The organism is Bifidobacterium bohemicum DSM 22767 (assembly GCF_000741525.1).
In the GTDB taxonomy this organism is placed as follows: Bacteria; Actinomycetota; Actinomycetes; order Actinomycetales; family Bifidobacteriaceae; genus Bifidobacterium; species Bifidobacterium bohemicum.
Genome location: NZ_JGYP01000004.1, coordinates 246,044 through 272,120 on the forward strand (window position 1 = coordinate 246,044; position 26,077 = coordinate 272,120).

The window sequence follows — 26,077 nt, forward strand, 5'->3', positions numbered from 1 at the left end:
CGAGCCGACCATACTACGCCTTAAGGATCCTGCGAATGTCTTCAGGAGTCGCTGCCGCTTTGAGCTGAGCGGTCTTGACCGGATCAGACAAAGCGCTGGCAATCGCGGACATGACCACGATATGCTCATCTTCGTTTTTACCTGCCAAGCCGATGACCAGCGAAACCGGGTCGTTGGCCTTGTTGCCGAACTTCACTGGCGTGCTCAATCGCACCCAGCTCAGCCCCGTGTTCAAGACAGCTGCTGACGGGCGGGAATGAGCCAAAGCCAAGCCCGGTGCAATCACCATATACGGACCAAGATTCTCAACGGCGGCGATCATTTCACCGGTATATGCCTCGGTAGTAAAACCCGAGGCGGTCAGCCCTTTGCCCGCCAACGTAATCGCCTCGCGCCAATCCTGCGCAGGCACATCCAGCATGAATGAGGAATCCGGAAGGAACCCATCGATATCGGTAGCCATAAGCAAGCTCCTTTGCCTTAGATTATTCGGTTTATATTGCATCTATTCTGTTGTGGCGTCATCCGCAATCGGCTACGGCAATAACGCCAGATTGGTGCGCCACGTTCATCAACGCAACGCACCAACCTGTTTTTCCACTACTCGTTCCACTTGGCTGGATGGTAGAAGTCACCATTCAACGCCTTAGCGGCCTTCTCCTTTGCCTCATCCATCGTGTACTTGGCCAGCTCGGCACGCACGTCGTCGAGAGCCACCGGGGTCATCGACAGGGAGTTGACACCGATGCCGGCGAGCACCACAGCCAGATCAGGGTCGGCCGCGGCTTCGCCGCACACGCCCACAGGCATGCCGTTGGCGTTGCCCGCGTCCGCGATCATCTTGATGGCGCGCAGCACCGCGGGGTGCCAGGCCGTCTGATAATCAGCCACGGAGCCCAAGACACGATCGGCCGCGAGAGTGTATTGAGTCAAGTCATTGGTGCCGATCGAAACGAAGTCAGCGACCTTGGCGACCTTGTCAGCCATGAAGGCGATGGAGGGGACCTCGGCCATGACGCCGACCTTCTTCAGGCCCTTGGACTTGGCCAAACGCACGAAGTAGTCGGCCTCCTGATCGTCGGCCACCATCGGCATCATCACCCACAAATCAGCTTCGGTCTGAGCATCGGCCGCGACGAGCGCATCAAGCTGGCCTTCCAACACATCCATATGCTGACGCAGCGAACGCAGACCGCGCAGACCCAGCGCCGGGTTCGGCTCGTTTTCGGGGGTCAGGAACGGCAGTGGCTTGTCGGCACCCGCATCAAGCATGCGGATGACGACCTTCTTGCCGGGGAAACGACTGAGAAGCTTGGCGTAGGCCTTGGTCTGGTCCTCGACGCTCGGCGCCTCTTCGTTGCCCAGGAACAGGAATTCGGAACGGAACAGACCCACGCCCTCGGCACCGTATTCCAGAGCGGGATCGGCATCCTCGGGCTTGCCCACGTTCGCCAACAGCGGAAGCAAGGTGCCGTCTTTCAGTGCGCCCGGCTTGCCGCGTAGCTCCTTGGCCTTATCGGCCTGCACCTTTGCTTCATTGGCGGCGTTGATCTCATCTTCGGTCGGGTCGGGAGTTATCTCGCCCTTCGCGGCGTTGACGATTACCGTCTGTCCGTCCTTGAGGTTGACGGCCTCCGCCGCCGAAACCACGGCGACGATTCCGCGCGCACGCGCCAGAATGGCGGTGTGGCTGGTGGGACCGCCCTGGCTGGTGACGATGGCCAGCGTCTTGTTCATGTCGAGATCCTCGGTGTCCGCTGGCGACAAATCGCGCGCCACGAGCACGAACGGCTTGTCGCTCACCGGTACACCCGGAGCCTGCACGCCCTCGAGATCGGCCAGCACACGCTGACCGACATCATGCAGATCCGCGGCGCGCTCGGCCATGTAGCCTCCCAGATCGGTGAGGGTCTGCTCAAACTTGGCGAAACCTTCAAACGTGGCGCGCTCGGCGGTCAAGCCACTTTCGATGCCTTCACGGATCGTGGAAGCCAGCGCCGCGTCCGAGGCCATTTGCGAAAGCGCCTGGAGGATCGGAGCTGCCTTGCGGGAGCCCTCATCCTTTGACGCGGCGGCAGCCTCGGCACGTGCGGCAAGATCCTTGTTGACCTTCGCCAACGACTGTTCGGCGCGAGCCTGGTCCGCCTCGGCAGAGACATTCTGCGGACGCGGTGTCGTGGACGGTTCGTCCAGCGGCTCGGCCATACGAATGACCGGCCCGACCGCGATGCCACGACCGATTCCAACTCCTGCAATACTCATAGTGACTCCTTAATAACCTCCACCGAACGCCAATCCCCATGTCCGCGACTGCGGCGCGATTGCGCCCCCGTTGGATTGAATGCCCGCCACAATCAGCGACCATCCCTGCGTTACTATGTACAATATACACCCTGAAAACAGCTTGGCAAATGGGGTAAACGTTTTCTGCAATAAGCGGCGCGTTATGCTACACTTGGCTCGTACAAAAATTCATCATTGATTGCGCGAGAGCGTTTAAAAGGAGCACACCATGGCATCTGCATCACGTACTGTCGTCATTACTGATCCCGTCGGCATTCATGCTCGTCCGGCTTCGCAGTTCGCCCAAGCCGCAGCAGCCTCGGGTTGCAAGGTCACCATTTCCAAGGAGCCCGGCACCCAAGGTGTGAATGGGGCCAGCATCCTTTCGGTGATGGGCTTAGGCATCAAGAAAGGCGATTCCGTGGAAGTCGTGGTCGATGGCGACAACGCCGAGGCCGTGGCACAGTCCCTTTCGGAAACCCTCACCGCCGAAGAGTAATCACACCAGCAACGCAATTAGGCGTTCATCGGGATTGCGCGACTCAATCTCGATGAACGCTTACACGTATCGTCGCGGCACAAGGTGCCGTGACCAACCAAGCCAGCATCACCGCCGAGACGAAGTCCTGCGGAGCATCTCAACGCCCTTGGCCATTGAGAATCAAGATCGGCATTAGCTCTCGTCACAATGGCATGCCGATGCAGTCAAACGGTGAACACGACTCGGCGACGAGAGGAAACGAGTATGGCGTTCCGGCCAGCAAGAACGCATTCCGGCAATGTCTCAATCGTAGAGGTTGCCGCTTTGGCCAACGTCTCCACGGCTACCGTTTCACGGGTGCTGTCGGGCCAACGTTCCAAAGAGGACGATATTGACCGCAGGGTGCGCAAAGCTGCACGCAAACTTCACTATTCAGCAAATTTCGCCGCAAGCGCACTGCGCAGCGCCGTTACCAACACCCTCGGTGTGGTCGTGCAGTCCCTCACCACCCCTTTCGCCCATGAATTCATCTCGGATCTCGAGCCGGTCGCAAACGCGCATGGGTTGGAGCTACTGGTCGCCATCGGTCCCACACAAGAGATGCGTAGCATTCGGGTCAAAGCACTAATGGGACGGAAAATCGATGGTTTGATCCTCCTGACGGGCGAGCAATCGAATCTCGACGAGACGACGGTTGCCGCCACCCAACAGATTCCGGTTGTGCAGATCTCAGCACAACCCGCCTCGACAAAAATCAACTGGATAGGCGTGGACTCCTCCGCGTCCATGCGACTGATATTGAAACACCTCGCCGCACACAACTCGACTTCCGTGGCTTTTCTTGGACAGCCGCTCGAAGGCCAAGTCGCATCCGCTTTATACACCAGTTTCCAAGTCTTATGCCAAGCAATGAACACCTACACCGAGCCGAGATGGACGACGTTCGGCGAACGTAGCATGCGACGAGGATATCACGACACCATGATGCTTTTCAATGCCCAGCATAGCCGTTCCGCGCGAACACCGAATGCCCTGATCTGCGTAGGCGCCTCGGTCGCGGACGGCGCGGTTGTGGCGCTCAGCCAACTCGGTTTTCGGGTGCCGGAAGACGTCAACATCATGTGCGTGGATGCCGAGGTAAGTAGCCGCATTGGCTTGTCTTCACTCACTTCCGTAAGCCCTCCCTATGACCGTATCGCACAGGAAGCCATACGGCTGGCCGACGGTAAGTCGGGGCCGCGGCATATCGCCTTGCCCTGCAGGATTACACAGCGCGAGTCGACCAACACCCCGCGCTTCGGCGCCAGCGATATGGCAGAAATCGACAATGATTCACGCTAGTTATACACCGAAGATAGTCTTTCGCAACGATACCGTAGCCGCACGGCCGATATTGCGCCGTCTCATACCAACAGCGCACAGAACAACGCTTCGAACAGCAGGAGCTGATTGCCGTTGCCCGTCAGGCGACGACGCGCCGTGTTGACGGCCTCAAGCCGGTCCACCGCACCCTGGCGGGTGAGTCGAACCGACAGATCGGTGATGGCGGCACGGTTTTCGAGGTTAACCAACCCGACCGAATCCTCGGCGTTGTTTTGCAGTACGGCCACATCACGATAAACGCTGGAAATCGTGTTGAGCGCGCGGTCGAGCACATCGCGGCTGCGACGGGTGGCACGGCGCTTGATGTCCGCTTTCTTGCCGATCTGATTATAGGCGGAACGCAGAGCCGTCGGAATACGTTCGTCGGATCCCAATCCGTTGATACGACGGAACCGCTCCTGCTCGGACCGTACTTTGCGCTCCACATCCAGCTCGGCCTGTGCTTTGGCGCCATCGATCAGATTGCCGGCCAGAAGCACCGCATCCGAGGCGCGCGCAAGTCCCAACACCCCGACCACCAGCTCGTCACGGTCACTCATCGCACGCTCGTCCTTGGCGTAGAGCCTGGCCACGCCGATATGTCCTTCGGAAAGGCGTGACGCGCGGGCGGCAACCTTGGGCTCGACCCCGGTAGTCGTTTCCAGGAACCGAGCCACCGCCTGCTGATCGGGCACGGCCAACTCCACGACCCTGGTGCGGGAGCGAATGGTCGGCAGCACGTCCTGTGCACTTGGAGCGCACAGCAGCCAGATGGTGTGAGGGCTGGGTTCCTCAATCTCCTTAAGAAGCACGTTGGTGGTACGCTCCTGCATGCGGTCTACGTCCTCGATGATGATGATTCGCCATGGCGATATGCTCGGGGTCTGTTCGGACTTCTCGATCAGGTCGCGCACTTCGTCGATGCCGATCGTGATCTTGTCGGTCGCCAGTGAGGTGACATCGGGGTGAGTGCCCGCCAACACCTGCGCACTGACGCGTTCGCTTTCCTCTCCTCCGTCGCCAAGACCGTGATCGGGGCTTTCCAACGCCGCGGCGAAGGCGCGCGCCACGTTCGACCGGCCCGACCCGGCGGGTCCGCAAATCAGCCATGACTGCGCAATCGCCTTCGGGTCGCCGGATGCCACGGCTTTGAGCTGGCCGACCACACGGTCCTGCCCCACCAAGCTGCTCCACACGTTCATCGATCCACCACCCTCATCTCCAAGTCGTTCACCGTCGGTTTACAGGTTTTGCGTCTTTGGCTGAAGCCGGCTTTATCAGCCGATTCACTACGTATATGCCCGAACATCTATCCAGACCAACCACGTCGGTCCGGCAGTATTTCAATTTACCTTATGCAGGGCCGAGCAGCTGCGCCGAGTCCTGCTTAATCTGCGCCCAGATGTCTTCGACGGACTGTGCCGCGTCCACAACACGGAATCGGCCCGGGTCGCGCTTGGCCAAGTCCAGAAACGCCTGACGGGTACGCAACGCGAATGTGACACCGGTGGACTCCATGCGGTCGGCATCGTGCTTGAGCCGTTGACGCGCGGCCAGCGGATCCATGTCGAGCAGGTAGGTGCGCGCAGGCAGAAGGTCGTTCGTGGCCCACATGCTCAGATTCTCCACCTCCTCGGCAGTCAGCTCACGTCCACCGGACTGGTAGGCCAGCGAGGAGTCGATGTAGCGATCCGAAATGACCACGGCACCGCGCATCAAAGCCGGCCTGATCACCTTGGCCACATGCTCGGCGCGGTCGGCTGCGAACAACAGTGCTTCGGCGTACGGCGAAACGTCATCGCCCTCCAGCAGGAGGCGACGCAACTGCGCCCCGAGCGGCGTTCCGCCAGGCTCGCGCGTGACCACGACCTCGCGCCCCAGCCCCTCTACATAGCCGCACAACCGCTCGACCTGCGTGGTTTTTCCCACGCCATCGACGCCCTCAAACGTAATGAACAAACCACTCATACCAACCTCCGATTTGCGCCCACCATACCACGCCACGCTCACCGGTCGAGGCGTCGCCACGCCCGAACCGGATTCGACGCATTATGCCGGACACTCACTATCCCATTGAAAACAATAGTGAAGGAACAGTCAAACGAATACGGTCTTTGTGGACGGGCGAACGGGTTATCCGCATTTGAGGCGTGTCCCGCTCCCCGACCACAAATTATCCGCACTACACGTTCCAGACAAGCCGATAGCTCGGAATAAGTCACTCTACGGCTACACGAAGCAGCGCAATATCGCAAACCGTAATCAACAATCGACCCACCAGTGATAAATTCGTTGACGCATCAAGCTTTCGTCGTGCGCGATGAACCCCGCTTCGCACTCGACTTCGCTGTGGACGCGGCAGCCGATTTTCTGGTCGTGCCCGCCTTGCGGGTCGTGCCGGTCGCGGATTCGCTGATGCCGGTCTTCCGCCCTGTTGATTTGGACGATTTGGTTGCCCTAGTTGTCTTGGTCGACTTGCGCCCGCCACGTTTGGCGGGGCCGGCTGCGCGCTTTTCGGCGAGCAGTTGGAAGGCGGTGGCCGGCTCGATGGTCTCCGGAGTGTATTGCTTGGGCAGCGTGCGGTTGGTTTCGCCGTCGGTGATGTAGGCACCGTAGAAACCGTCCTTGATGGTCACGTTCTTGCCGTTCTCCGGATCCGGCCCCAACTCGCGCAACGGCGGCTTGGCCGCTCCCCTGCCGCGCCCGCGGCCATACTTGGGCTGCGCGAACAGTTCCTTGGCTTTGCCGAGATCCACGGTAAAGATCTCGTCCTCACTGGCCAACGAACGCGTGTCCGTCTTGCCGTCGGCGCCGGTCTTGGTCAGGTACGGTCCATAACGGCCGTTGTTGACGGTGACGACAGACTCGCTGACTTCACCGGTCTCGGCATTCGTCTCATCGAACCGGCCGACTTCTCGCGGCAGGCTCAACAGTTTCAGCGCGTCGTCAAGCGTCAGGGTTTCGGGGCTCATCGTCTTGAACAGCGAGGCCATCTTGGGCTTCTCGTCCTCCGCCTTGGCGGATTTCGCGGTCTTGGATAACGCTTTGCCGGTCGTCTTCCTGACGGTAGCGGTTTTCGCCGCCGCACCATCCGCGTCGCCCGTCTCCCCGGCGGACGCCTTTTCCGGAGCAACCAACGCCACATAAGGACCAAAACGCCCATTGCGCACCTCCACGGTACCACCGGTCGCCGGATCCTTGCCAAGCACCCGCGGGCCGCCTGAGTTCGTCTCGATGAGCTCATGACCGGCCTCGACCGTCAGCTCGTCCGGCGCCATCGTGTCCGGAATCGAGGCGCGCCTGGGATTACCCTCGGCATCAAGGTTCTTCGTATCCTCAAGATACGGGCCGTAACGGCCGACGCGCACCTGCAATCCGTCACCGATCGCGATGGTGTTGATCGCCTTGGCATCTATGTCACCAAGCTGCGCAACCTGCTGCTGCAAGCCTTCATGCGCCTCATCGGCGTTTGTGGCGGCACCCTCGCCATCACCGAAATAGAAGCGTGTGAGCCATTCCTGGCTGGTCTCGTCGCCCCGGGCGATTTTGTCGAGCCCGTTTTCCATATCCGCGGTGAACTGGTAGTCCACGTACTTGGGGAAGTTCGTCTCCAGCAGTTTCGTAACGGCGAACGCAAGCCAGGAGGGAATCAGCGCCCGACCCCGCTCATAGACGTACCCACGATCCATGATGGTGGCGATGATGCTGGCGTAGGTCGAAGGACGGCCAATCTCCTTGGCCTCCAAAGTCTTGACCAGCGAGGCTTCGGTGTACCGCGCCGCGGGCTGGGTCTCATGACCCTCCGCCGAGACGGATCGCGCCGAAAGCGTATCACCGGTTTTCATCGACGGCAGGGCGACGTCGCCTCCATCCCCGGAAACCGACTTGCGCGGCCAGCCGGAAGCCTTGAGAAAGCCCGGGAACTCGATCACGGTGCCGGAAGCTTGGAAAACCGCCTCCCCCTTGTCACCTGCGGCGGCCGAAAGCCTTACCGTAGCGGTCGAACCGATGGCGTCGGCCATCTGCGAGGCGAGCGTGCGCTGCCAGATCAACGTATACAGTTTCAGCTGGTCCGGCGGCAGCTTCGTGGCCAGTTCGTCGGGGTCATGGAAGCGCGAGCCGGCGGGGCGGATGCATTCGTGAGCCTCCTGTGCTCCGGCCGTTTTGGTGGCGTATTGCTTGGGGCTTTCCGACAGGTATTCCTTGCCGAAATGCTTGGTGACCGAATCACGTGCGGCCGATATGGCCTCCTGCGAAAGCGTCACCGAATCGGTACGCATATACGTAATATAACCGTTTTCATAGAGCCCTTGAGCGGCGCGCATCGTCTGACGCGAACTCATCGAAAGCCGGTTGCCGGCGGCCTGCTGCATGGTCGAGGTGGTGAACGGCGGCACCGGGCGGCGGCGATAGGGCTTGGACTCCATCGACACGACGGTAAAGGACGCATGCTCAAGCGTTTTGGCGAGCGCATCGGCGGTGGATTCGTCAAGCTGGAGCACGTTGTCTTTGAGGCCGGCTTCGTTGAGCTTTCCGTCGTCCCGGAAATCGCGGGAGGTTGCCAGCCGTTGTCCGCCCAGACCGACCATGCGGGCGTCAAAGGCCGAGGACTGCGCCGAGTCTTCACTCAGGCTGGCAACAAGGTCCCAGTACGGGGCACGCACGAAAGCCATACGTTCACGCTCGCGCTCGACGATCAGCCGAGTGGCCACGGACTGCACGCGTCCGGCCGAAAGCCCCGGGCCGACCTTACGCCATAACACGGGCGAGAGTTCATATCCATAGAGGCGGTCAAGCACACGACGCGTCTCCTGGGCGTCGACCATGTGCGCGTCCACCTCGCGCGTCTTGCCGATGGCCGCTTTGATGGCCTCAGGCGTGATCTCGTGGAATACCATGCGGTGTACCGGAACCTTGGGTTTGAGCGTTTCGACCAAGTGCCATGCGATGGCCTCGCCCTCGCGGTCCTCATCAGTGGCGAGGTAGAGTTCGCTGGCGTCCTTTAACGCGCTTTTGAGCTCGGCGACGGTTTTCTTCTTGTCCGCACCAACGATGTAATACGGCTTGAATCCGTTGTTCACATCAACGCCAAAACGGCCGAACTCCGCCTTTTTCGAGGCCGGCACCTGACTAGGCTGTGCAAGGTCGCGAATATGGCCGACCGAGGCCTTGACCGTATACCCCTTGCCGAGATAGCCGCCGATCTTTTTGGCCTTGGTCGGGGACTCCACGATGACAAGCTTGGTACCAGTTGCCATGATTGCTCCTTATTCACTGTGCATCAATCGCCTTGGAGGATTATACCGTCTCGACCCATACCTTGGCGCGGATACCTTCTGCTTACGTCACCAGCAAGACATTCGCAAGCCGATTATCGACGCGGAGGAGCCGGAGGGGCGCCCACCAGGCCCAAACGGGTCAATGGGGCCGCAGTCAACTGGCGCACGGCCAGCACGAAGCCGAACACCAGGCAGGAAGCGCCGACGATGGCCGCGACCGCAACCGTGTCGGCACCGCCCTGAGCCCATTGCGCGCCGACATCGAGACCGGGATAGATCTGCCACAACAGGTAGCCGGCGTATAGGCATGCCAGCAAGCCGAAGGTGATCAACACCGTGCCCACGATCTGTATACTCGCCGACGACAGACGCTTGCCGGGTTCGTCCATACCGGAACGCCCGGTGAAGGCGAGGGCGAGCAGCGCAAGGCCTCCGGCCACGAGGGTGGACATGACCACGTCCGTAGGCCGGTGCCATTGTTCAACCATGAGCGAGGCCGCAACACATATCACGTACGCACCGCCAATCACCGCCGTGAAGGCACGCCAGGCACGGGGCACCGCGATCAGCAACAACAGCACCGCGCCGGCCGCAAGCATCGTATGCCCCGAGGGCGCGGAATTGACGTTCTGAGAATCCACCCGCATCAACCCGGGACGCGGCAGCAAGGGCTTGAGCCACGAGGCGCCGTAACATGCCGCTCCGAACAGCACGCCCTGCGCCATCAGCCGCCAGCGGCGTCGCACGCCAATGATCACAAGCGCCACCAGCGCAACCGTCAGGCTGATCGCGGGAATGACCACATTGCGACTGAGCACCTGCGACAGACCACGCAACCAGTTTGGAGCCGTTGCGCCGAAGGTGCTCCACACCAGCTGGTCGTACCCCTGACCACGCAAGGTTTGCACGCCGAACCAATAGACCCCCGCCGCCGAGGCGAGGCACAGCAGGGCCAGAACGACGGCGAACACCCGACTCGACACGCGCGGGCGGACCGTCAGCGGGTCGAGTTCGGCCAGCCCACGATCGATGCCACGCGCGTCGGAGGCCGCATCGATTGCCTCGAACGCAACCGGCGCAGCCGTGACCCCCTGCGTGGTCTGATCCGCGGCACCGTCTCTATCGCCGTCCGAAAGAGTCCCAAAACCGTTCACCTCATGCGCATCACTGAACCCGTGTGCCATTGCCCTATTGTCATTCGCCATAGTTCAAGACTCTAGAACCTCCCGCCGCCACGCTGAGGGGAAACTAGCACCTCAGGGCAGAACGTCCACAAGTCGGACGGGTTCTAACGGTCGTTGCAACACCGTTAGAACCCGCCAAAGATGCAGAATCCTCTCGACAAACCGGATCAAACGCATCGATACCGATGGGGCCGAACGGTGCATCACACTCACGAACCACATGTTCACCCCCCCCCGAATTCGTCCTTGCCCCGCACCGATCCCGTACCGCCCACCATACGGCCCCTGAACGCACGGCGAGCCGAAAACCGGAGAATTCACACACTCCTGGACTTATCCACATTTGAGGCTTGTCATGGTTTACCGTGCACTGGTTATCCACTTATCCACATTTTTTAAGATTCGGCTTTCATAACTCCGCGCCCGCGCCTAGAGTAGGAACATGGCACAGATTTTTGACGCACCCTCAAAGGCGTTGCTTCGCAGTCAGATCGCGGAGCACATCGCCGAAAACGAGAAGACAGACAAGCGCGATACGCGACCCGAAGAAGAGCCGTTGCCTGCGGAAAGGTATTTTGACCGCGAGCTCAACTGGCTCAAATTCAACCAGCGCGTGTTGGAACTGGCCGAGGACCCGGAACAGCCGCTTTTGGAGCGTGCGAATTTCGCCGCGATTTTCGCCTCCAACCTCGACGAGTTCTTCATGGTGCGCGTGGCCGGTTTGAAGCGCCGCATCGACAGCGGCATCGCCGTGACCACCGCCGCGGGGCTCAGCCCCAAGCAGGAAATGCGAGCAATCGGCGAGACGGCGCACGAATTGCAGGACGAACATGCCAAACAGTCCACACGCATTCTGGAGCAGCTGGCCGAGGAACATATCGTGTTGCTCAGCTGGGATAAGCTCACCACAGCCGAACAGGAGCGGCTTTCACGCTACTTCCACCGCCTTGTGATGCCCGTGCTCACGCCTTTGGCCTTCGACCCGGCCCACCCGTTCCCGTACATTTCAGGCGGCTCACTCAACCTCGCGGTTCTGGTGGAGAACCCGGTGAGCGGCAAGACACATTTCGCTCGTGTCAAGGTGCCGGACAACCTCAACCGCTTGGTGCCCGTAGATGATCTGACGGACGAGGAGGCGCGCGAGGAGCGTTTCGGCTTCATCACGATGGAGAATCTCATCATCGCGCACCTTGAATCGCTGTTCCCGGGCATGATTATTCGTGAAGCGCGCTCCTTCCGGGTCACTCGAAACGAGGACATCGACGTTGAAGAGGACGACACCGAAAACCTGTTGAACGCCATGGAGAAGGAACTGTTGCGCCGACGTTTCGGACCGCCCATCCGTCTCGAGATCAGCGATGCCACCAGCCCCTTCCTCTCGCAACTTCTCGCCACACGCCTACGGGTAAGCGAGGACGAAATCTATCGTCTGCCCGCGCCGCTCGACATGACGCTGATGTTCGAGTTGCAGAAGGTCGATAGGCCGGATCTTAAGAACAAGCCATTCATCCCGATCACGAACCGTCAGATCGCGACGGTGGAATCAAGCCGCGCGCAGGACATTTTCGCCGCCATTCGCGAACACGACATTTTGTTGCACCATCCTTACGATTCCTTCTCCACCTCCGTGCAGGCGTTCCTGGCGCAGGCGGCGGCCGACCCGAAGGTGCTGGCCATCAAACAGACGCTTTACCGCACCTCAAGCAACTCGCCGATCATTGACGCGCTCGTGGATGCGGCGCACGCCGGCAAGCAGGTGCTGGCATTGGTCGAAATCAAGGCTCGCTTCGACGAGGATGCCAATATCGCTTGGGCCCGAAAGCTCGAGCGCGCCGGCGTACACGTGGTCTATGGCATCGTCGGGCTGAAGACACACTGCAAACTGTCGTTGGTAATCCGCCAAGAAGAAGAGGGACTACGTCGCTACTGCCATGTCGGAACCGGCAACTACAACCCGAAGACCGCCCGTTTGTACACCGACCTCGGTCTGCTCACCTGCGACCCGGTGGTCGGGCAGGATCTGACACGTCTGTTCAACCAGCTTTCCGGCTACGCGCCACGTTCGAGCTTCCACCGTCTGCTGGTGGCACCGCGCACGGCACGCACAGGCATCCTTAAGCGCATTCGCCGTGAAGAGGACGCCGCACAAGCCGGGCATGAGGCCTGGATCAAGATCAAAGTCAACGCCATCGTGGACGAGCAGACCATAGACGCACTGTATCACGCCGGCCAGGCCGGCGTGAAAATCGATCTGGTGGTTCGTGGCATCTGCGCACTGAAGCCCGGCGTACCCGGCCTGAGCGAGAACATCCGAGTCCATTCGATTCTCGGACGTTTCCTTGAACACAGCCGTATTTACGCATTCGCGAACTCCCAGGGGCCTCAGATAGGCGAAGGGCCGGCATCCGGACCCGAGGTGTGGATCGGATCGGCTGATCTCATGCACCGCAACCTTGACCGTCGAGTCGAGGCGCTGATTCGCATCAGCGACCTCGATGAAGCCACCGCTCTGATCGACTATGTCGACCTGCAGATGGCCGACACCACCGCGTCATGGCACATGCAACCGGATGGCACCTACAAGCGTTACTCGCACGACGACGAGGGCAAGCCGTTGATTGACTGCCAGGAGTTCCTGATCAAGCAGCACCAGCACGGCAACAGCGCCCGTACGATCACCAGGCAGGTGTGATATGAGCAGGTCGTCCCACGTAATCGAAGCAGCCGGCGGCATCGTCTACCGCTGGACGGCAAACGGTCCGCCCATCCGGCACCAGTCGGGAAACACCGCATTCGCTGACGGCATCCAGTCCGATGCCGGTAGCGAGCGCGATGGTATTGTTTTGGCAGCAGACGACTTCGGCACGATCGCCGACAACCCTTCGGATGGCGGGGACGAAACCGTCAATATCAACGAGCGCAGAGACACCGCCAACGACACGGACGATTCACGCGGCTCTGGCAGAGGCAGGCACGCCAAGCGTGCGGAAGTCCCAGCGAACGCGGCAGGCGCGGCACGTCTATCCGCCGAACGCGCAGACGAACCGGCGCAAAACGGCAAAAAGGGCAAAAAGGGAGGGGACGAGCAGGAAGCCTCTGGCGAAAACGGCTCCCCCAACACTACTCAGCTGGGAAACGATGGCGGTAGGAGGTCCGGCAAGGCCAATAAGCATAAGGCACATCACGCCAAACGCGAGCGCAACGATTTTCCCGGTTTGGAGGTCTGCCTGGTACATCGGCCGAAATATGACGACTGGAGTTGGCCGAAGGGCAAAAACGAGGAGAATGAATCCTCACGGCACACGGCCGTTCGCGAGATCGAGGAGGAATGCGGTGTTCCCGTGGCCTTGGGGGTGCATATCGGAGAGGTTGAATACCCTCTCGAAGCCGAGGGCTCCACTTCCAAGCGTGCCGGTAGCGGCAGCGTCTATCTGAAACATGTGGACTACTGGATGGCCACGCCAATCAGCAGTGAGGAAAGCGGACGTCGGCAGACGGCCGTGGGTCCAATCAATCCAGCATCACCCAAAGAGGTGGACGAGGTCGTTTGGCTGTCAATACCGGCCGCGCGCAAGAAGCTTACCCACTCGCTCGACCGCGACGTCCTCGACCAATTTGTGGACCTCGCGAAACAGGGGGCGATTGGAGCCCGCGCTCTGATCATCGTGCGTCACAGCAAAGCGGAGGCACGTAAGCGTTGGCAGGGAACCGATGCCAATCGACCGATCACGCCTCGCGGTGCGGCCGCGAGTTTCGCTCTGATGCGGGAACTGGGTTGTTACAGCCCCACTCGCATCGTCTCGTCACCTTGGTTGCGATGCATGGAGAGCATCTTGCAGTACGCCTGGCACGCGCAATTGCCGATCCACAAGGCACCCGCGCCTAACGGAGGATGCGTTCGCAGCGGATCCTGAAGCCGCCTGGACACAGATCATGCATGAAATCGACAACCTTTTCACCGATGGCACCTATCTGGAGCAGGCAGACGAAAACCCGCAAAGGCCGGATTCGTCGCCCGTGACGTACTTTTCCAGTTCGGATTCCAGTCTCACCACTAGCATCCCTCACGAAACCGGCCACACGTCCATTTCAAGGGGCCAGGACGCGGCCAGCGAAACCGGCAGCGTCGAAACCGTGCCGCCTTATAATGAGAATTCGAGCCCTACAAGCACCCATACCACGCTGGTTTCCATGCACCGGCCGGTAATCGGCGGCGTCTTTGAGCATCTACGTGCCATATGCCTGTCCAAATCGCTTGCAAAACAGCTAATTACAAAAACGCCGTACATGGTCACCGGCAGTGCCGTGGCGTTGTTCATCATCGATACGCCGGAGGGTCGGCGCATCATCGACATACAGAAAGTGACACCATTTGTCTACTAGCAGCCCAGTGCATTATAGTTCAGGTTCCGTCAATTCGAGTCATCCCGGATTCTCACCGACGCGTCTTGGCTCCTCAAGACCCGCGCGCCCGGCCCAACTCGACCCCGCCCTGACCGAAAAAATGGCCGGCGGCATGGATCCCGAGGAAATCAGCGAAATGAGTCACGCCTCGGCGGCGGCGCTTTTGGATCGGGTGCACCACACGCAGGATCCACAAGTGGTTCAACGTGTACTCACGCTTGTCGACGCCGAGGGCATCGACATTATCGCCGAGCTGTGGAGCGACTCGGAACCCGATTCACTGCCGGGCATTCTCTGGCGACTTTACCTGCTTCGCACATGGATGCGCAACAACCAGCGCTCGATCGCCCGGCTGTGGCGACTGGTCGAGTCGGAGGAGACATCGGCCTCGGCCATCGCAGGCGTTGACACCCCGCCGGACGAAAACGACATCGCAAGAACTGCCGATTCGATACTTTCCGGTGCGTTCACAGGCGATTTCGCCGTCGCGCTCGACCGCGCCAGCGCATTTGTCGACGTGGTGGCAAAAGGACTGAGCTTCGAGGCTAAGGTGTGCACCAGACGCGCCGAGAGACTCGAGGCCAAGCAGGCCACCGAACGTACGGAACGGTTCCAAAACCCTGAAAGCCCTTCGGATTCAAACGACCACGGCCACGGCAATGATTTGCACCGCCTCAATCGTTACGACTCGACGCTCAGCGATGCCGACGACCGTTTCCGCAAGGGCTCCGGTCCAGTGAGCCCTGTAGGCCCGGCTTCAAGCGACCCACGCACCGCAGCCGCCCGTCTGCTGCATACCGCCGGCAATCTGACGGCCACATCTCGAGATTTCCGCCATGGAGCCGATCTCTGGCGTCGCGGACAGCTCGAGTAACCCCTTCAGGCCGTCGCGTTCCACGGTCAAAAGTAGTCAACCCTTGCCGTAGCCACTCGGGCCAACAAGGACGACTACTACACGCGATCGAAGATGCGTGCTCGTTCAGTACGGACTTAATAAATTCAGCGGTTGCCGCCGCGGTGCGTTGCCTACAATACGTCGCAAGCAACGCATCATGTCACGCATTTACGATTCATCTTCACCCACCGCCCGTCGATAATCACGAACGACACAAAATGCATGATATTCCCGTACCATATAAGGGCTCCCACATTGCGTTGATGCCCACGTTAAGCACACTGGAATAGGCGCACCAATCTGAACGAACATGCATAGACAGCCATTCAAGCTTTATGCGCTCGGCGTGGACGGCGTTGCGGGCCCCCATATGGGGTTTATACTTGAAGGACGCGCTGGATCATGCTTAAGCCCCGGGCTTCATTTTTTGCCGCTGCGAGCGGCGTTCGCGCCGACAGGCGCTTTCATGGTTCAGCGCTCTACTTCTTTTCGCGCCCTGCATCCGGCAGACCAACGTTGCCGAAAAGGTATGGCTCGTCCTACTCTAGAAGCATGCAGATTCACATTTTAGATCACCCGCTCGTAGAGCACAAGCTCACCGTTCTGCGGGACAAGAACACCCCTTCCAACATCTTCCGCGAACTGGTTTCCGAACTGGTCACCCTCGAAGCATACGAGGCCACGCGCAACCTCGACGTGGTGGACAAGCAGATCGAAACGCCGATCGCCACCATGACCGGCAAGCACATCGCCTCCCCGCGTCCCATGGTGGTGCCGATCCTGCGCGCCGGACTGGGCATGCTCGACGGCATGACCAAGCTCCTGCCCACCGCCGAAGTCGGCTTCCTGGGCATGAAACGCGACGAGAAGACGCTCGACATCATCACCTACGCGAACCGTCTGCCCGAGGACCTCACCGGCCGCCAGGTCTTCCTGCTCGACCCGATGCTCGCCACCGGCGGCACCACCGTGGCCGCGACGCACTACCTCGCCGAACGCGGCGCAAAGGACATCACTTCGATCAACATCCTCGCCGCCCCCGAAGGCTTGAAACGCGTCGAGGAGACGCTCGACCCCTCCATCGATTTCAAGGTCGTGGTGTGCGCGGTCGATGACCACCTGGACGAGCACGGCTATATCGTGCCAGGCCTCGGTGACGCCGGCGATCGCCTTTACGGGTTGATCGACTGAACAACCGATTCACGCGACGGTTTGCAGTCCAGATTTGACGCGTCTCTGCTTTCGCGAAATTTATTATTCGTGTAAGTAGTGACGCGTCAGTGTATTGGCTTGTAGTTGCCCCCCCCCCGGTCGTCGCGCGTGACAACCCGACATGGAATCGCATGCAAATCAAGAGAGCAGTTCCACGCCGTCATACACACCTGCACTTTCAGATTTTAAAGACCAAAGCGCCAAATTATCTCCTTCCCCGGGAAAGCGCCAACCCGACCACGCTCACCCGCCGAGCCCGGCGGACAAAATCGCCGTCACAGGGCCTCTCTGCCTCAACCAAGCGACGCCCGGCCTTTTGTATATACAGTGACAAACGCCAACGACTCGCCAGACGCCTTACTTGCCGCGGGCTGTCTGGGCGCCTTTTTTGGCTTTTCGCCCCTTGAAGTAGATGTCGAAGACGATCCATGCGCCAAGGATGAATGCCACCACGTATCCCATGAAACCGACGACGGGAATGCCGAAGACGATGGGTTTCATGCCGGCGTAATAGACGATGGACGAGCCGATGAACAGTCCGACCACGATCAGCGCCATCGTCAGACGATTGACCATGTCCGAAAGCTGCCGCATGGGCTCCTTCGAACTGACCACCTCCATGTTGACCCGCAACTGGCCGCGCGTGAGCATGCGCATGGCGACCCGGCTGTCGGCAATGGCCGAAAGCGCGCCATGCAGCGCCTTGTCACCCTGAATACCGAGCTCCTGCGCCCGTTCCTTGGCAGCGTTGCTGAATTTGGTGCCGGCAGCCACATGGTTGGTGATGATCTGAATCATGTTGACGTCGGGGATGAACTCGTCGAGTGTGCCTTCGAGGGTCACCAGCGCGCGGCCCGTGGTGGTGATCGAGCTTGGGATCGCGATGCCGTGCCGTTGCGCGAGCGAGGCGAGCGAGGTCATGAAATCGGCGATATTGAGGTCGGCGAGGTCGATGGTGCCATACTCCTCAACGATGTCGTCAAGGTCCGAAAGCAGACCAGGGTAATCCTCCGGGCTGCTGCCGGCTCCGGAGAAGCGCAACAATCCATCGGCCAAGGCGGGGGAATCCTGCTTACCGACGGCAAGCACCATCTGTTTGAGCATGTCACGCAGCTTACGGCTGAGTCGGCCGGTCATCCCCAAGTCAATCAACACGATTTCGCCGTCGGAAACGATGATGTTGCCCGGGTGCGGATCCGCGTGGAAGAAGCCGTCGTCGAGAATCTGCGTAGCATAATTGTCAACCAGCTTGGTGCCGATCTCCTTAAGGTCGTAGCCGGCCTCGATCAGCGCGTCGGTGTGGTTGAGGGATATGCCGTCCACATAGTCCATCACCACAACATGGGGCGTGCACAGGTCCATATACGGCTTCGGGCAATCCATATAACGGTAGGGCTGGCAGAAACGCTTGAATTCCGCAAGATGGCGCGCCTCGACCAGAAAGTCCGTCTCGTCTTCGAACGTATCCCACAGCTCTTCGACCACCCCGCCCAAATCGACCACCTGGAGGTTGGACCCCATCACCCGCGTGGCGGTTCTGGCGATCGAACGCATTATGGCCACGTCCTGCGCCATCGTCTGGCGCACGCCGGGTCGCTGGACCTTGACTGCAACGTCCTCGCCGGTGACCAGCGTGGCGCGGTGCACCTGGGCCAGCGAAGCGGAACCGAGCGGCTTGGGATCGATGCTTTCAAAAAGCTCGTCCACAGGCCGGCCGTATTCGCGCGCAAGAACCTCAAGCACGGTTTCGTAAGGCATCGGGTCCGCATCTGCTCGAAGCTTGGCCAGTTCTTCGCAATAGGATTGCGGCAGTATCTCCGAACGCATCGAGAGCATCTGGCCGACCTTGACGAACGTGGGGCCCAGAGCCTCGAACATGGCGCGCAGCTTGCGCGGATTCAGACCATGACGAACATCGAACTCGTTCATGATGCGGGCGATCTGCCCCAGCCGCTTCGCCTTGCCGCGACGGGTCAGATGGTAACGTTGAGAGAACGACTCGCGCGGACGACCAAACAGGTCGACGTCAGGGCCGGAGCCGGGGTCTGACTCGGCTGTCTGGTGAGCTCCCGAGGCCCAACCGGCCGTGGCGGAAGCAGGAAAAACCCCTTGAACATGCGCATCGGTCGGCCCTTCTACCGGTTGGCCTCCAGTTTGCCCGGCCGCAGCCGTATGAGCATCATCGCCCGGCGCGGCGGTGCCACGAGCCGAGTCGCCGCCAACAGGGTCACCATCCATGCGCCCAGCTTCGGGCGGCACGGCGGCACGCCCCCTCTCGTCCTGCGTATCCTCGATCATGCTCACCCCATTCGTTACGATGCGCCGAACAACCTTCCACCGGCTCAACGCAACCCATTAATGCGATGAACACTTCATCTTTCCGGCCGCAGTCGGGCGTCATTCATCGCAACCGTTACGCAACCGACAGTCACGGCGCCCCGCCTAGGCGACTAGACCGACCGGTCAACAAACCCGTCGGGACAGGTTGCCACGTCAGCCAGTCGACCAACGGGCAACCAACAGACAGTCAACCGGAGCTACTCACATTCGCAGTGAACGCCGAAGCTATCGTGCCAAAAACTACTTTGCGGCGTCTTCGGTCCGCGCGGCCTCGGCCTTGGCTTTTTCGCTCTGCGCCTTCACATCGTCTTTGACCTCTTCGGCCTTGTGCTTGAGCTCGGTGTTGAGGGCCTTGCCTTGCTCGACCGTCAGCTCACCCTTCTTCACCAGCTCATTGACCAGTTCCTGACCCTTCTCCGCGGTTGTGGCGAGCGCCCCGACGCCTGCCAGGAACACCGTACGCAGCCCGTCACCAAAATTGTAGTCAGCCATGATATCTCCCTATGTAACCGTTCTGAACCGCTTATTACCTGCTACAGTAGTCCATCCGCGTCATATCCTCCAGTCTCGAGATACATCATAAGCCTTGATACGTCTCACATCTCAGGGTCGTGAGAACCGAAGGCACGAATCAAACCCCGCGGAGAAACATGAATGTCCAAATCTGCCGCTGCAGAGGTAGGTTTCAGAGTATGGGGCCTGTGGTTTTACGAGGAATCAGCATCGGACGAAGAACTGAATGCGCCTCGTCCAGGGTCTGCCCGCGCATGAGCGCGAGCACTTTGCGCGCGGCAAGACGAGACATCTCCACAGGGTTCTGATGGACGGTCGTCATTTCGACAGCGGCGGCCACGTCAGTGTCATCGAAACCTATAACGGACATGTCTTCCGGCACACGCACACCGAACCGTTTGAGTTCGGCGATCAATGGCACTGCAAACCCGTCGACCTCGACGCATATGCCGGTCGGCCGTGGGTCCAAGGCCAAAAGCCTTGCCGCAGCTGCGGAAAGCGCGTCATCCGGGCTTCGGTAATCATTCATCTTACCCAAATCGATACGTGCGACGGAACCGTCGTCGAATCCTAGCCTTTTCGCCGCCTTCATGAAGGCACCTGCACGCAATTGAGAACTGAATCGGAAATCGCCGGGTGCCGGCCAGCCGACAAATGCGATGCGTTGGTGCCCCAAGCCTTGAAGCAATCCGACCGCATCGTCCATCGCCGTATCATCGTCCATGAGCACCGAGGCGTCGAATCCGTCTATGGTGCGGGAGTCAAGGCCGACGACCGGAATCGTGAGTTTCTTGAGTGCCTTGGATTGCGCGGTATCCAAATTGATCGAACAGACGATGACGCCGTCTACGTTGCCGTCGTAAGGAAGACGGTTGAGGAAGGAGTTGAGTTCAAAGTCGGTGCTCACGGTGCTGGGGATGATGTCGTAGCCCGCAGGCGAGAGCACTTCATAGGCTCCTTGCAGCACGGAGGAATCGAACCAGGTGTTCAATGCGTCGGAAAACAGCAACGCCAATCTCATCGTCTTGCCGCTTGCAAGCGAAGAGGCGTTACGGGAGAAGGAGAACCGCAATTCCCTCGCCGCATCTTTGACTTTGGCGCGGGTGCCTTCGTCAACCTTGTCGAGCCCCCGCAGCGCTCTGGAAACGGTCGAGTCGGACACGCCGGCCTCGAGTGCGACATCATGAAGCGTGACTCTAGGCATATTCATTTCCTCCAGGTTGTGGGCACCCTTGCAATTCTACCGTCAGAGCCGCCGACCATTGCTCGGAGCGCTGTATTCGGTGTTGGCTTGTGGAATTCGACAATCGCTTTGCCGAAGGGGCGCCCCTGCATCATTCGGTTTTTATCCGGTTAGGTGCCGATGGCCATTATTCTGGACACATGGAACTTTCTCATAATAATAAAAGCGCTTTTATCGTGCCATGCGTCATGTCATATATCCTTCAATATCGTATTCACGAATTACTGACACCAATTCTCTCTCTATATATCAATGATTTATAGACGCCATTAAACAAAAGAAGATTTCGGCCACGAATGAACGACGTTGTTGCTGTAATAGAATTTGACAATCATAATGCAAGCGCTATCATTAAAACAGTTAACGTTGTTATTGCGGACAACGGCATAACATCGCTGATAACCAGCATTTCGTTCTGAGAACTATAAAGGAGTGGCAATGACCGACACTAACGTTCCATCCAAGAATGACAGCGCTTTTACCGACGCGGACCTATGGTGGAAGCAGGCCGTAGTCTATCAGATCTATCCACGGAGTTTCAAGGATTCCACCGGGTCCGGGCTGGGAGATCTGAAAGGCATCACTGGCAAAATGGATTACCTGCGGCGACTCGGCGTTGATGCCATTTGGCTTTCGCCCTTCTACCCCTCCGAACTCGCCGATGGAGGATACGACGTGCAGGATTACCGCGACGTGGACCCCCGGCTGGGGACGATGGACGACTTCGACGCCATGGCCGCAGCGGCGCATGCGGCAGGCATCAAGGTCGTCGTGGATATTGTTCCTAACCATTCCTCACGGTTGCATCCATGGTTCCAGGAAGCCCTCAAAGCCGCCCCTGGCTCTCCGGAACGCGACCGCTATGTCTTCCGCGACGGCAAAGGGCCGAACGGTGACGAACCCCCAACCAACTGGATCGCCAACTTCGGAGGCTCCGCATGGACACGAGTGCCGGACGGACAATGGTACCTGCACCTGTTCGCCGAACAGCAGCCCGACTTCAATTGGAACAACCGCGAGGTGCGCGACGACTTCCTCAAGACGCTCAAATTCTGGTGCGACCACGGCACAGACGGTTTCCGCGTGGACGTGGCCGAGGGGCTTGCCAAAGACCTGAACCGCGACGACCTTGACAACTACAATGTCGATGCCATGCACATCACCGTCGAGGACGGCAGCCACCCAGTTTACGATCGTGACGAGGTGCACGAGATCTTCCGCGAGTGGCGCAGCGAGGTCTTCGACAAATATACCCCGGCACGCTTCGCCGTCGGAGAGGCATGGGTTCCGGCCTCCCGCCAGTATCTTTACGCCCGCCCCGACGAGCTCGGTCAGGTCTTCAACTTCAAATTCGCCGAATGCAATTGGCTGCGTGACGAGATGCACGAAGCCATTGAGGACGGCATCGCCTCGGCAGCCCGGACAAACGGCTCCACCTCGACTTGGGTGATGGGCAATCACGATGTGCCGCGCAGCGCCTCCCGCTACGCCTTGCCGCAGGTCAAGACCGACAACGGCCTCTACCACGCCGTAGCCAACGATTGGCTCCTGCGCAACGGCTCCACCTACCACGAAAACCGAGAACTGGGCACCAAGCGCGCACGTGCCGCCGTCATGCTGGAAATGGCATTGCCCGGATCGGCCTACATCTATCAGGGAGAAGAGCTCGGTCTGTTCGAAGTTCCCGACATTCCTTGGGACGAGCTGGAAGACCCATGGGCCTTCGGCACACGCCGCGACCTGACGAAGAAAGGCCGCGACGGATGCCGCGTACCGCTGCCATGGAAGGCCTCGGACAAACCGACCCCCCGCCAGGATGGCACAGGTACGGACACGAATTTCGGAACCGGGGCATCATTCGGCTTCTCACCAAGCAACAAGGCCGACGGCACGGCCAGCGAAACGCCTCATCTGCCTCAGCCCACCTGGTTCGGCGAATACGCCGTTGACGCCGAGGAAGCCGACGACGACTCCATGCTGGCCCACTATCGCCGCGTACTGAAGCTACGTCACGAACTACAAACACCCGACACCAGCCTGACATGGCTGGACGATTACGACAAGCCGTCGAACGAGCACAACGGTGCCGATGGCAACCTCGGCGGTTCAATCGCCTACCGTCGCGCCAACGGCTGGGTCAACGTCACCAACTTCAGCGCCGAACCGATGGCCTTGCCCGCCGGCGAGGTGCTCCTCAGCTCGGGCTCTCTGACCAGTGACGGCGAGCTGCCGCAAGACACTTCTGTATGGATGCGATTGCAGTGAGGAATGCCGGGGCGCACAATCGCGAAAACACGATCGCCCGCCCCGGCACCAACGGCCGATCTTCAATCGACGACCCCCCCCCATCCATACCGGATGTTTCCTGTGCGGGTGACGGCAATATCGTCATGCACCATTCAAACGCAGGCCCTTCAATCCAGAGTTGAATCGGCACGCGTAGACATGCAGGAAAGCAAAGCGGCATCCGAACGCATACTGCAGTTCATCCAACAGATGGCACGACATGACAACGCATACAACGTCATTTCCGAGCCATCCCCAATCCAGTTACCAGAAAAATAAAGGACCCATTCGTCATCATGACCACCTCTACACCAGCACTAGCGGCGAACAACGGCAACCCACAAACAGGAAAACCACGATTCGAATCAGTCCGCTACATCATCGGCATGTTTATATACAACACCCTGCTCTATGTCGGATTCACCATGGTCGGCAGCACTCTCATGCCGCAGCGACTCAAGGACATCGGAGTGGCCAACCCAAGCGCTTTGCTGGGCACCATCAACGGCGTGGGAGCCGTGCTGTCCATGTTCATCAACGTATTCATCGGCAGTATGTCAGACCGGACGAGATCCCGCTTCGGCCGACGCACGCCATGGATCGTCTCAGGCGCGGTCATCTGCGGACTGTGCTTCTACCTGACCGGACTTCCGACATTGGGAGTCGGGGTCGGCATAGCCTACTGCGTCTCGTTGATTGGTTTGAACATGATGATCGCACCCATCACCGCGATCCTTTCCGACCGCGTGCCCGAAAAGGATCGCGGCACAGCGTCGGCGGCCTTCGGCGGCGGCGCGGTGATCGGTCAGGGGCTGGGCAACCTGCTCGCTGCACAATTCGTAGCCAACACCAATATGGGCTTTGCCGTCTCAGGCATCACCCTGCTGCTGGCCGGCTGGCTGTCCATCGCAATTCTGCCACGCGAACAGTCCAATCTCGAAACCCACAAAACCACCGAACCAATATGGAAGGTGCTCGTCCACGCCTTCACCCCTCCAATCAAAGGCGCCTCGGACTTCTGGAAAGCGTTCACCTGCCGCACGGGACTCCTGGTTGCCTATCAGATGATCACCGCCTATCAGCTCTACATCCTCGAGGATCGCATCGGACAGACCAAAACACAGGCCGCAGGGGTCATTGCGACGATGTCGATTATCACCATGGTCGTTTCGTTGGTGGCCACACTCCTTTCCGGCCCGATCTCCGACATCATCAAGCGTCGCAAGCCACCCATCATCTTCGCCTGCACGCTTTACGCCGTCGGCATCGCACTGGCATGGTTCATCCCCACCACGACCGGCATGCTGCTGTTCGCAGGTGTCGCCGGATTCGGTTATGGCATGTACTCGGCGATCGACCAGGCATTGAACGTTGACGTTCTGCCCAATAAAGAGAACGCCGGCAAAGACCTCGGCTTCATCAACATCGCCACATGCGCCGGCCAAGCCATAGGTTCCGTGTTCACCTCCGCCATTGTCTCCATCACGGGCGGATACACGATGGTCTTCCCAGTCGCGATTGCGATGACTATCGTTTCGGCGCTCGCCGCCGTTCTTATCAAACGAGTTAAGTAACGGCCACCACTGTTCCAGATGGTCCGCACCTTGTTCCAACCACAAGCGCGGACCACATATCGGCAACACGGCGGACAGAAACAGCTTTTACCGCTTTACGCGGCACCGTCCCACAATCATCGTCGCGTAAAGCACCTCCACGTGGCGACAAACGCCATATCTGTCCGGGCACTCCATCTCCAAAGGAATCTGGGCAGATGCACTACCGTGGACGAGCGGCCGCCACGCGGCGCGCGTTGGCGGCGAATTGGTCGAGCGCTTCAAGCGCCGCACGCTGGTCCTGTGATTGCTCCGGCTCGAACCGGCCGTAGCGGTGCTCGGCGGCGGCGCTGATGAGGAAATCCGACACCTTGGGGTTCTTGGGCAGCAGTGAACCGTGCATGTAGGTGCCGATGACGTTGTGGACGCGGGCGCCTTCGGTGTGGTCCTCACCGTTGTTGCCCGTGCCATCGTGAGCGACAAGCCCGAACGGTTCCACCCCGGATCTGAGGAAGGTCTGGCCCGAGTGGTTCTCGTAGCCGACGACGTCGCCGAACCGGTCGGAACGCTCCACGAGATTGCCGATCATTCGTTTTTCGCGCCCCTCGGTGTAGACGCCGAAGATGTTGATGCCATCGAGCCGCGAGCCGTCGATGGTCTCGAAATACTCTCCAAACAGCTGATACAGGCCGCAGATCATCAGCATCGGCACGTCGGCTTCCGCCAGTGCGCGCAACGTGTCCGCCCGCTTGAACAGGTCATCGGTGATTTTCTTCTGTCCGCTGTCCTGACCACCGCCGCCCAGCACCATGTCCACCTGCTCGGGCCACGGATCACCTTGATTATAATAATGCATGACAGGTTCGTAGCCGTAGAGCACGAGGCGGCGTTCGACGGTGAGCACGTTGCCCCAGTCGCCGTAAATGTTCATATCCTTGGGGTATAACGACACGACATCAATCGGGCGCCCGACCCTCGAAGCGTCAACCGGGTGTTCCTGCGTTAGCGTTGCCGTCGTCTGCATTTCACTGCCTCGTATCCC

General features: G+C 59.7%; 17 protein-coding genes and 1 pseudogene. 8 read left to right on the top strand and 10 right to left on the bottom strand.

Features of this window, described 5'->3' with window-relative positions; all coding sequences use genetic code 11:
• Nucleotides 1–13: 13 nt before the first annotated feature.
• On the bottom strand, nucleotides 14–463 hold the full coding sequence (locus BBOH_RS06800) for a PTS sugar transporter subunit IIA (RefSeq protein WP_033521574.1): 450 nt from the start codon (nucleotides 461–463) through the stop codon (nucleotides 14–16).
• Nucleotides 464–600: 137 nt separating this feature from the next.
• A complete protein-coding gene (ptsP, locus tag BBOH_RS06805; protein ID WP_033521573.1) occupies nucleotides 601–2,262 on the bottom strand; it encodes a phosphoenolpyruvate--protein phosphotransferase in 1,662 nt (553 codons plus the stop codon).
• Nucleotides 2,263–2,512: 250 nt separating this feature from the next.
• Between ptsP and BBOH_RS06810 the strand changes: the two genes are divergently transcribed.
• Nucleotides 2,513–2,782, top strand: coding sequence for an HPr family phosphocarrier protein (locus BBOH_RS06810; protein ID WP_033521571.1), 270 nt, complete (start codon nucleotides 2,513–2,515; stop codon nucleotides 2,780–2,782).
• Nucleotides 2,783–3,028: 246 nt separating this feature from the next.
• Nucleotides 3,029–4,105 carry a LacI family DNA-binding transcriptional regulator gene (locus BBOH_RS06815; protein ID WP_044098257.1) on the top strand — a complete coding sequence of 359 codons (1,077 nt, stop codon included), beginning with the start codon at nucleotides 3,029–3,031 and terminating at the stop codon, nucleotides 4,103–4,105.
• A 62-nt stretch (nucleotides 4,106–4,167) separates the two neighbouring features.
• Here the strand turns inward: BBOH_RS06815 and BBOH_RS06820 are convergent, their stop codons facing one another.
• From BBOH_RS06820 to BBOH_RS06835, 4 genes are all read right to left on the bottom strand, one after another.
• A complete protein-coding gene (locus BBOH_RS06820; protein ID WP_033521569.1) occupies nucleotides 4,168–5,328 on the bottom strand; it encodes a DNA polymerase III subunit delta' in 1,161 nt (386 codons plus the stop codon).
• A 151-nt stretch (nucleotides 5,329–5,479) separates the two neighbouring features.
• Nucleotides 5,480–6,094 (bottom strand): dTMP kinase, encoded by a 615-nt coding sequence (gene tmk, locus BBOH_RS06825; protein ID WP_033521567.1) that lies wholly within the window; start codon nucleotides 6,092–6,094, stop codon nucleotides 5,480–5,482.
• 332 nt (nucleotides 6,095–6,426) lie between these two features.
• A complete protein-coding gene (gene topA / locus BBOH_RS06830; protein ID WP_033521565.1) occupies nucleotides 6,427–9,384 on the bottom strand; it encodes a type I DNA topoisomerase in 2,958 nt (985 codons plus the stop codon).
• 113 nt (nucleotides 9,385–9,497) lie between these two features.
• Nucleotides 9,498–10,589, bottom strand: coding sequence for a phosphatase PAP2 family protein (locus BBOH_RS06835; protein WP_143242369.1), 1,092 nt, complete (start codon nucleotides 10,587–10,589; stop codon nucleotides 9,498–9,500).
• A gap of 442 nt (nucleotides 10,590–11,031) precedes the next feature.
• On the opposite strand from BBOH_RS06835, the gene BBOH_RS06840 reads away from it, so the two are divergent.
• From BBOH_RS06840 to upp, 4 genes and pseudogenes are all read left to right on the top strand, one after another.
• A complete protein-coding gene (locus BBOH_RS06840; protein ID WP_033521563.1) occupies nucleotides 11,032–13,281 on the top strand; it encodes an RNA degradosome polyphosphate kinase in 2,250 nt (749 codons plus the stop codon).
• Nucleotides 13,282–13,804: 523 nt separating this feature from the next.
• A pseudogene (locus BBOH_RS09610) lies at nucleotides 13,805–14,972 on the top strand (NUDIX hydrolase).
• Nucleotides 14,962–15,867 carry a hypothetical protein gene (locus tag BBOH_RS09295; RefSeq protein WP_337588432.1) on the top strand — a complete coding sequence of 302 codons (906 nt, stop codon included), beginning with the start codon at nucleotides 14,962–14,964 and terminating at the stop codon, nucleotides 15,865–15,867. Before BBOH_RS09610 ends, BBOH_RS09295 begins: the two are co-directional and overlap by 11 nt.
• A 573-nt stretch (nucleotides 15,868–16,440) precedes the next feature.
• Nucleotides 16,441–17,079 carry a uracil phosphoribosyltransferase gene (upp, locus tag BBOH_RS06855; protein WP_033521559.1) on the top strand — a complete coding sequence of 213 codons (639 nt, stop codon included), beginning with the start codon at nucleotides 16,441–16,443 and terminating at the stop codon, nucleotides 17,077–17,079.
• Between the two features lie 378 nt (nucleotides 17,080–17,457).
• On the opposite strand, the gene BBOH_RS06860 is transcribed toward upp, so the two are convergent.
• The 3 genes from BBOH_RS06860 to BBOH_RS06870 form a co-directional block, all read right to left on the bottom strand.
• Nucleotides 17,458–19,398: an ABC1 kinase family protein gene (locus tag BBOH_RS06860; RefSeq protein WP_237743172.1), complete on the bottom strand. Its 1,941-nt coding sequence runs from the start codon at nucleotides 19,396–19,398 to the stop codon at nucleotides 17,458–17,460.
• A gap of 282 nt (nucleotides 19,399–19,680) precedes the next feature.
• Nucleotides 19,681–19,932 (bottom strand): phasin family protein, encoded by a 252-nt coding sequence (locus tag BBOH_RS06865; protein ID WP_033521558.1) that lies wholly within the window; start codon nucleotides 19,930–19,932, stop codon nucleotides 19,681–19,683.
• Nucleotides 19,933–20,125: 193 nt separating this feature from the next.
• Nucleotides 20,126–21,157, bottom strand: a complete 1,032-nt coding sequence (locus BBOH_RS06870) for a LacI family DNA-binding transcriptional regulator (RefSeq protein ID WP_033521556.1) — start codon at nucleotides 21,155–21,157, stop codon at nucleotides 20,126–20,128.
• A gap of 477 nt (nucleotides 21,158–21,634) precedes the next feature.
• Here BBOH_RS06870 and BBOH_RS06875 point away from each other — a divergent pair, with 477 nt between their 5' ends.
• Both BBOH_RS06875 and BBOH_RS06880 read left to right on the top strand, forming a co-directional pair.
• Nucleotides 21,635–23,461 (top strand): glycoside hydrolase family 13 protein, encoded by a 1,827-nt coding sequence (locus tag BBOH_RS06875; RefSeq protein WP_033521554.1) that lies wholly within the window; start codon nucleotides 21,635–21,637, stop codon nucleotides 23,459–23,461.
• Nucleotides 23,462–23,778: 317 nt separating this feature from the next.
• The gene (locus BBOH_RS06880; RefSeq protein ID WP_033521552.1) at nucleotides 23,779–25,056 is read left to right on the top strand and encodes an MFS transporter; all 1,278 of its coding nucleotides are present in this window, start codon (nucleotides 23,779–23,781) and stop codon (nucleotides 25,054–25,056) included.
• Nucleotides 25,057–25,258: 202 nt separating this feature from the next.
• Here BBOH_RS06880 and BBOH_RS06885 read toward each other — a convergent pair whose 3' ends face one another.
• Nucleotides 25,259–26,059 carry a type 1 glutamine amidotransferase gene (locus tag BBOH_RS06885; RefSeq protein WP_044098258.1) on the bottom strand — a complete coding sequence of 267 codons (801 nt, stop codon included), beginning with the start codon at nucleotides 26,057–26,059 and terminating at the stop codon, nucleotides 25,259–25,261.
• Nucleotides 26,060–26,077 lie beyond the last annotated feature (18 nt).